Source organism: Mesorhizobium sp. M0136 (genome assembly GCF_040322515.1).
Classification (GTDB): domain Bacteria; phylum Pseudomonadota; class Alphaproteobacteria; order Rhizobiales; family Rhizobiaceae; genus Mesorhizobium.
In genome coordinates this window covers 1-9,606 of the sequence record NZ_JAMYTP010000052.1, presented here as the reverse complement: position 1 = coordinate 9,606, position 9,606 = coordinate 1, and the positions used below count along the sequence as shown (strand labels likewise).

At 61.9% G+C, this 9,606-nt stretch carries 6 protein-coding genes and 1 pseudogene; 1 reads left to right on the top strand and 6 read right to left on the bottom strand.

All coding sequences use genetic code 11. The annotated features are described in order from the left end of the window. Positions 1-85 precede the first annotated feature (85 nt). From NKJ35_RS30470 to NKJ35_RS30445, 6 genes and pseudogenes are all read right to left on the bottom strand, one after another. Positions 86-184, bottom strand: a pseudogene (locus NKJ35_RS30470) (GFA family protein); the annotation flags it as partial. 197 nt (positions 185-381) lie between these two features. Continuing rightward, the gene (locus tag NKJ35_RS30465; protein WP_352651326.1) at positions 382-768 is read right to left on the bottom strand and encodes a hypothetical protein; all 387 of its coding nucleotides are present in this window, start codon (positions 766-768) and stop codon (positions 382-384) included. A 471-nt stretch (positions 769-1,239) separates the two neighbouring features. After that, positions 1,240-2,371 (bottom strand): peptide chain release factor 2 gene (prfB, locus tag NKJ35_RS30460; RefSeq protein ID WP_352451084.1). Its coding sequence is split into 2 segments (ribosomal slippage): positions 1,240-2,304 and positions 2,306-2,371, totalling 1,131 coding nucleotides; the frame shifts between segments, so codons are not numbered across the junction. Between the two features lie 167 nt (positions 2,372-2,538). Continuing rightward, complete coding sequence (locus NKJ35_RS30455) at positions 2,539-4,995, bottom strand: penicillin-binding protein 1A (RefSeq protein ID WP_352508562.1); 2,457 nt, start codon at positions 4,993-4,995, stop codon at positions 2,539-2,541. Between the two features lie 30 nt (positions 4,996-5,025). Beyond that, positions 5,026-5,208, bottom strand: a complete 183-nt coding sequence (locus tag NKJ35_RS30450; RefSeq protein ID WP_352651324.1) for a hypothetical protein — start codon at positions 5,206-5,208, stop codon at positions 5,026-5,028. Position 5,209: 1 nt separating this feature from the next. Further along, entirely contained in the window at positions 5,210-6,472 is a 1,263-nt protein-coding gene (locus NKJ35_RS30445; protein WP_352651322.1) for an N-acetylmuramoyl-L-alanine amidase, read from the bottom strand. A gap of 668 nt (positions 6,473-7,140) precedes the next feature. Here NKJ35_RS30445 and NKJ35_RS30440 point away from each other — a divergent pair. Further along, positions 7,141-9,606, top strand: a 2,466-nt coding sequence (locus NKJ35_RS30440) for an Rne/Rng family ribonuclease (protein ID WP_352651320.1), incomplete at its 3' end; no start/stop codon positions are given.

Here is a 9,606-nt window from a genome sequence, read left to right as displayed (position 1 = left end):
CATCGAAAGCTTGACCCCAGCACCGCGGTGCTCAGGTCCTCATGGCATCGGATATGCACGTCTGCGGTCTTCACCGGATGCGTACTTTCGAACAGAAGGAACAGGTGCATCGCGTCACTGTCTGCGGCGCTTGCGAAACCTCGAAGGTCGTCGCCTTGCAGTGGCAGCTTGCCTTGATGGTCATGAATTGGTCCCTCACAATTCCGCCGCCCCGTACGGCAAAGGCAGCATAAAGAAACGCTCCTGACAACTGCCGGTCAGCAGGCCTGTGAGCCTGCGATGCGCAGGTTAACAGTGCTGGAGTGCCGATCGAAGGCTCATCGATCCAAAGCCGCCGCACACCCTCGGGTCACCCCGTCGGCAAGCTTTGGGCGTCATGCGCTAATAGGACGATGGCGGCACGAACAGGCAGATGGTCTTTCCGTCATTGGCACCGGCAACGGAGCACCAATGATATTCGCCGTCGGGCGAATTCTTGATCCGCTTGTCGCTATAGGCCACGACCTCCCCGGTTCCTTTGATGACATAGCCCTCCGGACGTTCGCTGATCGATGTCTGAGAGACCTCGCGGCAATCATAGCCCGAGCAGCAGGAGAACGGATAGCTCCAGCCTTGCGGCATGGCCGCGGTCGGTTTGGCATCATGCGCCAGAGCAGGCGCCGCAAATGGAATGGCGGCAGCAATCAAAACCACTGCCGCGACAAGTGAATTCAGGAGTCGGCGCGCCGTGCGGGCGACTGAGGCCGGTCTGGTTGTGAGAGCAAGCATGAGCGCAGTTCCTATCAACGGTTGTCAAGCATCTCGCTTGCCCGTTCCCGGAACGTGTCTTCCCAGTGGCCGGATCGTCAGGTCGCAGATACGCCGCGTCCGGCCATAAATGCTTTTTTCCTCCCCAGCGCATGAATGCTGGGCTGATTCCTTGGTTGGCGCAAGCAATTGCTGTCGCAACCGAACGCCGACCTCTGCAATCGGAACCAACCTGCCGCCCTGATTGACGAAACCTGGTCAAGCCCGGCAACGGGATCGCCAATAACGGGATTTGGCTCGCGCTGGTTCCAGGCTTGGCACCGGCGGCCCGAGACATCCGCGTCAAAAGCGGAAATCGATTTTGAAGAATCCGATGAAAAACAAAGTTGTAGAACGACAGGTAAGTGCGAATTGAGAGCTCGTCACTCTCGCGCGGTGGCCGTAACGCTCGCGTGATGAACCCACGTTCCTGCCGGATTGGTGCCCGGCGCCTCAGTCGATATCGGCCACCGTTTCGCCGGCGCCACCTTCGATCCGCTGCGACAGCGAGGCTTCCATGAAATCGTCGAGGTCGCCGTCGAGCACGCTCGACGGGCTGGTGCTCTCGACGCCGGTGCGCAGATCTTTCACCAGCTGATAGGGCTGCAGCACGTAGGATCGTATCTGGTGGCCCCAGCCAATATCGCTCTTCGACGCTTCGGTGGCGTTCGCCACCGCTTCGCGCTTCTTCAGCTCTTCCTCGTAAAGCCGCGAGCGCAGCATTTCCCAGGCCTTGGCCTTGTTCTTGTGCTGGGAGCGCTCGGCCTGGCAGGCAACCGCGATGCCGGTGGCGAGATGGGTTATGCGCACCGCCGAATCGGTGGTGTTGACGTGCTGGCCGCCCGATCCCGACGACCGATACGTGTCGATACGGACGTCGGATTCGGAAACGTCGATGTCGATCGTATCGTCGATGACGGGATAGACCCAGACGCTGGCGAAGGAGGTGTGGCGGCGCGCATTGCTGTCATAGGGCGAAATCCGCACGAGACGATGTACGCCCGATTCCGTCTTCAGCCAGCCATAGGCGTTGTGGCCCTTGATCAGCAGCGTGGCGGACTTGATGCCCGCTTCTTCGCCGTCATGCACTTCAAGCACCTCGACCTTGAAGCGCCGGCGCTCGGCCCAGCGCGTATACATGCGCAGGAGCATCGAGGCCCAGTCCTGGCTTTCGGTGCCGCCGGCGCCGGCATGGACTTCCAGATAGCTATCGTTGGCGTCAGCCTCGCCCGACAGCAGCGTTTCGATCTGGCGCGCCTTGGCCTCGCCGCGCATCGAGCGGATCGCCGCTTCGGCCTCCGCGATGACGCCCTCGTCGCCCTCTTCCTCGCCAAGCTCGATGAGGCCGATATTGTCTTCCAGGGCCTGAGTGAGGCCTTTGACCGCGGCAATGCCTTCCTCGAGGCCCTGACGCTCGCGCATCAGCTTTTGCGCTTCCAGCGGCTCATTCCAGAGGCTCGAATCCTCGGCACGGACGTTCAGGTACTCAAGCCGCTTTATGGCTTGGTCCCAGTCAAAGATGCCTCCTCAGCAGGGTGATTGCCTGCCTGATCTCGTCGACAATGTTTTGCGTTTCCGCGCGCATGGCTGGCTGTTCTGTCCTGTTGCTGGATGGCGGTTTGGTGGCGCGATACATAGGGACGGCACGGTCTCCTGTAAAGCGCCGGCCCCTGCAATGTACCGGCCCCTGTAAAGCGGAATGGACCGGCTCGACCATCATCGTCAAGCCGGTCCGACCCGATGCAGCGATTGTCAGTAGAGCCCGCCGCCGCCGGACTGGATGGCCTGGTTGGCCTGCGGCGACAGCGCCCCGCCGGTGGCGTTGGAGCCGTCCGCACCCATGCCGATCACCCAATAGCTGTCGGCGGGACCGGTACCCGGCTTGAAGGCTTCGATGATGGTTCCGGCGTCGCCCGCGTTGGCTCGCATGCCGGTCTTGCGATTGATCGCAATCAGCTTCATGCCTTCCGGAACCTTGAAGTCGACATTGGGCGTGCCGTCCAGCGCCACGCGCATGAAATCCTTGAAGATCGGCGCGGCAAGGCCGCCGCCGGTCGCGCCCTTGCCAAGGCCTTTCGGCTGATCGTAGCCCATATAAAGGCCGACAACGAGGTTCGGCGTATAGCCGATGAACCAGGCATCCTTTTCGTCGTTGGTCGTTCCGGTCTTGCCGGCGATGTGACGGCCGAGCTCGTTGATGGTGGCGCCGGTGCCGCGTTGCACGACGCCCTCCATCATCGATGTGATCTGGTAGGCGGTCATCGGATCGAGCACCTGCTCGGAATTGTCGACCAGCTCCGGCTCTGGCTGGTTCTGCCACTCGGCGGCGTTGCAGTTCGAGCAGCCGCGTTCGTCCTGCCTAAAGACGGTCTTGCCGTAGCGGTCCTGGATGCGGTCGATCAGCGACGGCTTGATCGACTTGCCGCCATTGGCCATGATCGAATAGGCCGACACCATGCGCATCACCGTCGTCTCGCCTGATCCAAGCGCCATCGGCAGATACGGCGCCAGATGGTCGTAGACGCCGAAACGCTCGGCATACTCCACGACCAGCTTCATGCCCATGTCGTTGGCAAGCCGCACCGTCATCAGATTGCGCGATTTCTCGATACCGGAGCGCAACGTCGCCGGGCCGGCAACCGTTCCGTCGTAATTCTTGGGCGTCCAGGTCGTGTTGCCGCTCTGGATGGTGATCGGCCCGTCCATGATCACGGAGGCGGGCGTATAGCCATTGTCGAGGGCGGCCGAATAGACGATCGGCTTGAACGACGATCCGGGCTGGCGCATGGCCTGCGTCGCCCGGTTGAACTCCGACTGCGCGTAGGAGAAACCGCCGACCATGGCCAGGACGCGTCCGGTATGCGGATCCATGGCGATCAGGCCGCCTTCCACTTCCGGAACCTGGCGCAAGCTGTAGCTGTTGTCCGAGCCCTCGTTCTTCTGCACGAAAATCACGTCGCCCGGCTTCAGCACGTCGGCCGGCGACTTCGCCTTGACGGTCCTGCCATCGACGACGTGGCGCATGGCGAAGCTCATGTCTTCCTTGCTGACCGTGCCTTCGACGCGGTCCTTGACGATTTCACCGGAGATCTGGCGCGTCGGCTGCAGGCCGATGGACAGGCCGGTGGCAGAGCTGTCGAGCACGACGGCGAGCGACCATTCCGGCACGTCTTCCAATCGCTTGACGTTGCCCAGCGGCACGCCCCAGTCGCCGGAAATGTCGATGCTCGTGACCGGCCCGCGGTAGCCGCGCAGCGTGTCGAACTTCATGAGACCGTTCTGCATGGCCTTGCGGGCAATCAGCTGCATCTTCGGATCGAGCGTCGTGCGGACGGAAAGACCGCCTTCGTAGAGCGCATTCTCGCCATAGCGCGCGATGATCTGGCGACGCACTTCCTCGGTGAAATACTCCCCGGCGAAGAGATAGTTGCCGGTGCGGCGCGGCGTGACGCCAAGCGGCTCGGCCTTGGCCTTCTCGCCTTCTTCATGCGTGACGTAGCCGTTCTCGACCATCTGGTCGATGACCCAGTTGCGGCGCTCCAAGGCGCGATCGGCATGCTTGAAGGGATGGTAGTTGTTCGGCCCCTTTGGCAGGGAGGCGAGATAGGCGGCTTCGGCCACGGTGAGCTCGTTCACCGATTTGTCGAAATAGGTGAGTGCAGCACCGGCGACGCCATAGGCGCCGAAGCCGAAGAAAATCTCGTTGAGATAGAGCTCGAGAATGCGATCCTTCGAATAGGCCTGCTCGATGCGGAAGGCGAGGATCATCTCCTTGATCTTACGCTCGTAGGTCTGATCTGAAGACAACAGGAAGTTTTTCGCCACCTGCTGGGTAATCGTCGAGGCGCCGACCTGCCGCTTTCCCGAGCCAACATTCTGCAGGTTGACGACAATGGCGCGGCCAAGGCCGGTCACGTCGATGCCGGGGTGATTGTAAAAATTCTTGTCCTCGGCCGACAGGAAGGCCGCCTTGACACGATCCGGGATCGCCTGAATCGGCAGATAAAGCCGCCGCTCACGCGCATATTCGGCCATCAGCGCGCCATCCGACGCGTGGATGCGGGTGGTCACCGGAGGCTCGTATTTGGCCAGCACCTCGTAATCGGGCAGGTCCTTCGACAAATGGCCGATATAGATCGCCACGCCCGCCGCGACCAAAAGGGCCAGCGTCGTGCCGATGCCGAAGAAATAGCCAATGAGACGAATCATACCCGCTCCAGTCCTTGGTTCGGGAATTTCCTAAACGAAGCCGCCCTTCACGCAAGCTTTCGGGACGATCCCAAACCGTAATCGCAAAATCCATGTCGCGACCATGTGGGCAAAATACGGCAGCGCGGGATTTCGGTTTCGAATGCCGGAAATAAAAGCACTGGGTGTTGTCGTCGTGCAACGCTGCTTCAGGTTGTGGGCGCCGGTGGGCATTTCAGCCTCCGGCCCCCGTTCCGCTTCTGGCCGAAGCAAACAGGGCAACTGCATTGGTTATGCTCTGGGTCGCCTTGTTGCGCCAATCCGTGCTGAGCAACTGCGCTTCGTCCTTGGCGTTCGACAGATAGCCGAGTTCGACCAGCACGGATGGAACGTCCGGCGCCTTCAGCACCTTGAAGCCGGCAGAACGCTGCGGGTTGTTGATCAGACCGACGCTGGTGGAAAGCTGGCCGACGAGAGTATGGGCGAAGCTCATCGAAAAATTATGCGTCTCGCGGCGGATCAGGTCGATCAGGATATCGGTCACTTCCTTGCTGTCGTCCTTGATCTCCATGCCGGCGAACTGGTCGGAAAGATTTTCACGGTCGGCAAGCGCCTGCGCCTCGGGATCGGAAGCCTTGTCGGACACGGTGTAGACGGTTGCACCGCGAATGCCCTTGAGGCTGATCGTGTCCGCATGGATCGAGATGAGCAGGTCGGCCTCATGCTGGCGGGCAATGCGCACGCGGTCGTCGAGCCGCAGGAACTCGTCCGTTTCGCGCGTCAGGAACACGTCGTATTTGCCGCTGGCGGCGAGCTTGTCGCGCAGTTCCATGGCAAAGGCGAGCGTCACGTTCTTTTCGACCGTACCGTTCAGGCCCTCGGCACCGCCGTCGATGCCGCCATGGCCGGGATCGACGACGACGGTGAAACGATGGCCCGGATTGGAGACCGGCCCGGTACCGACCCTGCCGGCCTTGTCGGCGGAGACCGTCGAGCCGGTCGTCAGCGCCTGATTGGCGAGCGCAGCGTCGAATTCTCGCTGCGAGGCCGCCGACATGTCGATAGCGATGCGGTAACCGTTGCCGTCACGGTTCTTGAGCACGTCGAGATTGTCGACGGCGAACGGTCCCTTACCGGTCAGAATCAGCCGCGATTTCCCCTCGCCGAGTTCGCCGTAACGCACTGCGCGGACAAGCCCGCGTGGCTTTACATCCTTGGCGTTGAGGGCGAATCTCGTGGCCGGCAGATCGATGACCAGGCGATCGGGGCCGCGCAGCAGGAACCATTTGATGTCGGGCTCGCGGTCGAAATTGATGACGATGCGCATCTTGGTAGCATCGCCGGCCATCTTGTAGCTCGTGGCACCAAGCGGTGCGTCGGCAGCACGCGAAAGCGGCGAAAAGACCAGGCAAGCCAGGATCAGCGACGGCAGGCAGACGGTGCGGAAGAACCAGCCTCCATGATGACGGCCCTTGTCTGCGAAGCCTGCCAGTCCCATCTTTCTACCAGTCGCTCCCGTTTTGGCGTCATGCCCGACCGCTTGTCGAAGTGCCCTGTTACTTGTCAAAGTGCCGGCAGGCCGCGAACTCGATTAACGATTGGTATGCAGAGAAGGTTAACCAAGCCTTTTCATGGAAGGCTTGGGACCTGTGCTTCCGCTGCGGAACGGCTTTTTGCCGGCATCGGGAATCGGGGTTGCCTTCCAACCCGCCAAATCATAAAAGCGATGGTGGATCACTGCAATCCTGGAACCGTCCTCCTCCGCAGCTTCCTGCTACAGGTCAGACGCAAGACGGCTCCTTTCGCTTCAGGCGAAGAAGGCATCGGTGATCGCGACGATTTTCGCAGGCGTGCTCCCGTGGCGGGGGAATCGCCTGCGTGAGCAAAACGGCCGGGATTGTCCCGTGCCGGCTCTGTATGAGCAAACAAGCTGGTCCGGTTTTTCCCGGGCTTTGGTTCAAAAGGTTCTGCTGGTGACGATGGCTTCAAGCGCAATCATGGAAAGGTCCGCAACAAACCGCGCCACTACGGCTGCGGGCGGCACCGCCATGGCGCTCAGGCAGCGGCCGGCGGACGTTCAATTGTCCGGCACTCATGTTCCAGGTCCACGGCAGCGGGCATTGCCCCGCAAGCTGCGGCCGACGGCTGCCGGGAGGAAACGAAATAATGCCCAACAAAATGCTGATAGACGCCTCCCACCCGGAGGAAACACGCGTTGTCGTCGTTCGCGGTAACCGAATTGAAGAATTCGACTTTGAATCCCAGGACAAGAAGCAGCTCAAAGGAAATATCTATCTCGCCCGCGTAACGCGCGTCGAACCTTCCCTCCAGGCAGCCTTTGTCGAATATGGCGGCAACCGTCACGGTTTCCTCGCCTTTAGTGAAATACATCCCGACTACTACCAGATTCCGGTCGCCGACCGTCAGGCGCTGCTGCGTGCGGAAGCACAGGAAGCCCAGGACGAAGAGGACGAGGAAGCCGCCGAAGGCGAGGACCGCCAGAGCCGCGACCGTGGCAAGCGCGGACGCCGGCGCGGCGGCAAGAGCCGTGACCGCGGCGAGCACAGGCACGAGGCAGGCGCGTCCGACGGTGAGAGTGGCGAGAACGGCGAAGGTGCCGTCGCAGAAAAGCTGGATGCCGCTACCGACAACGAAACCATGTCCGACGTTGCTGGACAGAGCGAGGGTGCAGCCGGACAGAGCGATGAAGTCGCTGATCGCGGCGAGACCGAGCCGTCCGAAGGCGGTTCCAGTTCCATCGCTGCCAGCGTCGATGCCGACGTAATCTCAGAAGCCGTCCCGCAAGTCGAGACAAGCGAAGCCGAGACGGGCGGGGCCGAGACCAGCGGCGAGGCAACCTCCGAAGACAATGATCGCGGCATGCTGGAAGAGGTGCAATCCTCGCATTCGGACGATCACGAGGTCGAATCGGTCGGCGCCGAAGACGCGCTGGAAGAAGTGCGCAACCGCCGCAAGCCGGTGCGCCGCCAGTACAAGATCCAGGAAGTGATCAAGCGCCGGCAGATCCTGCTGGTGCAGGTCGTCAAGGAAGAGCGCGGCAACAAGGGTGCAGCGCTAACCACCTATCTGTCGCTGGCCGGCCGCTATTCGGTGCTGATGCCGAACACGGCGCGCGGCGGCGGCATTTCGCGCAAGATCACCAATGCGCAGGACCGCAAGCGGCTGAAGGAAGTGGTCGCCGATCTCGAAGTGCCGCAGGGCATGGGTGTCATCCTGCGTACGGCCGGCGAAAGCCGCACCAAGGCAGAGATCAAGCGCGACTACGAATATTTGATGCGGCTTTGGGAAAACGTCCGCAATCTGACGCTGCAATCCACGGCCCCTGCCCTGGTTTACGAGGAAGGCAGCCTGATCAAGCGCTCGGTGCGCGACCTTTACAACAAGGATATCGACGAGATCCTGGTTTCCGGCGAAGAAGGCTACCGCGAGGCCAAGGACTTCATGCGCATGCTGATGCCGAGCCACGCCAAGGTGGTTCAGCCGTTCCGCGACACGACGCCGATCTTTGTGCGCAACGGCATCGAAGCGCAGCTCGACCGCATGCTGCAGCCGCAGGTGACGCTGAAGAGCGGCGGCTACATCATCATCAACCAGACGGAAGCGCTGGTCGCCATCGACGTCAATTCGGGCCGTTCCACCAAGGAGCACTCGATCGAGGACACCGCACTTCACACCAATCTGGAAGCTGCCGAGGAAGTCGCCCGGCAATTGAGGCTGCGCGATCTCGCCGGCCTCATCGTCATCGACTTCATCGACATGGAGGAGAACCGCAACAACCGCTCCGTCGAGAAGCGGCTGAAGGATCACCTCAAGAACGATCGTGCCCGCATCCAGGTCGGCCGCATCTCGCATTTCGGCCTGATGGAGATGTCGCGCCAGCGCATCCGTGCCAGCGTGCTGGAATCGACGATGAAGCCTTGCCCGCATTGCGGCGGCACCGGCCATGTGCGCTCCGATTCGTCGGTCGCGCTGATGGTGGTACGGGCAATCGAGGAATTCCTGCTCAAGGATTCGCGCAGCCACATCACCGTGCGGACGCCGGCAGCGACCGCGCTCTATGTGCTCAATCACAAGCGCGGCACGCTGGTGGAATTCGAGCACCGCTTCGGTGTGACCATCACCATCGAAGCCGATGATACGGTCGGTGCACAACACTATGCCATCTTCCGCGGTGCGCTGGCCGAAAAGCCGGAAGGCTTCGTCGAGGCGCGCACCTTCCCGGCCTATGTCGAGCCGGAAGAACCCGAGGACGAGATCGTCCTCGAGGAGGAAGACGAGGCACCGGTGCAGGCCGAGCAGCCACGCCCTGTCCAGCAGCCGCAGCAGCCAAGGTCCGGCGAGGACGGCGAAGGCCGCGATCGCAAGCGCCGCAAGCGCCGCAGACGGCGCGGCGGCAAGGATCGTGAACACGGGGATCGTGAACACGGGGATCGTGACCACCGGGACCGCGAACATGGCGCTGCTGTGGAAGGTGCTTCCGTTTCGGCGCCGACAGACGATGCCTTGGTAGCCGACGGCGTCCAAGCCGCCGAAGCGGAACGTGAAGCGCCGGCCGGTGTTGCCGAAACGGCGGAAGCGGCGGAAGCGGCGGACGACGGTCACGGCAAGAAG

Excerpts from the sequence above, each read along its gene's own strand:
- NKJ35_RS30465 (WP_352651326.1), bottom strand. The coding sequence starts at position 768 with ATGCTTGCTCTCACAACCAGACCGGCCTCAGTCGCCCGCACGGCGCGC.
- NKJ35_RS30455 (WP_352508562.1), bottom strand. The coding sequence starts at position 4,995 with ATGATTCGTCTCATTGGCTATTTCTTCGGCATCGGCACGACGCTGGCC.
- NKJ35_RS30450 (WP_352651324.1), bottom strand. The coding sequence starts at position 5,208 with ATGCCCACCGGCGCCCACAACCTGAAGCAGCGTTGCACGACGACAACA.
- NKJ35_RS30445 (WP_352651322.1), bottom strand. The coding sequence starts at position 6,472 with ATGGGACTGGCAGGCTTCGCAGACAAGGGCCGTCATCATGGAGGCTGG.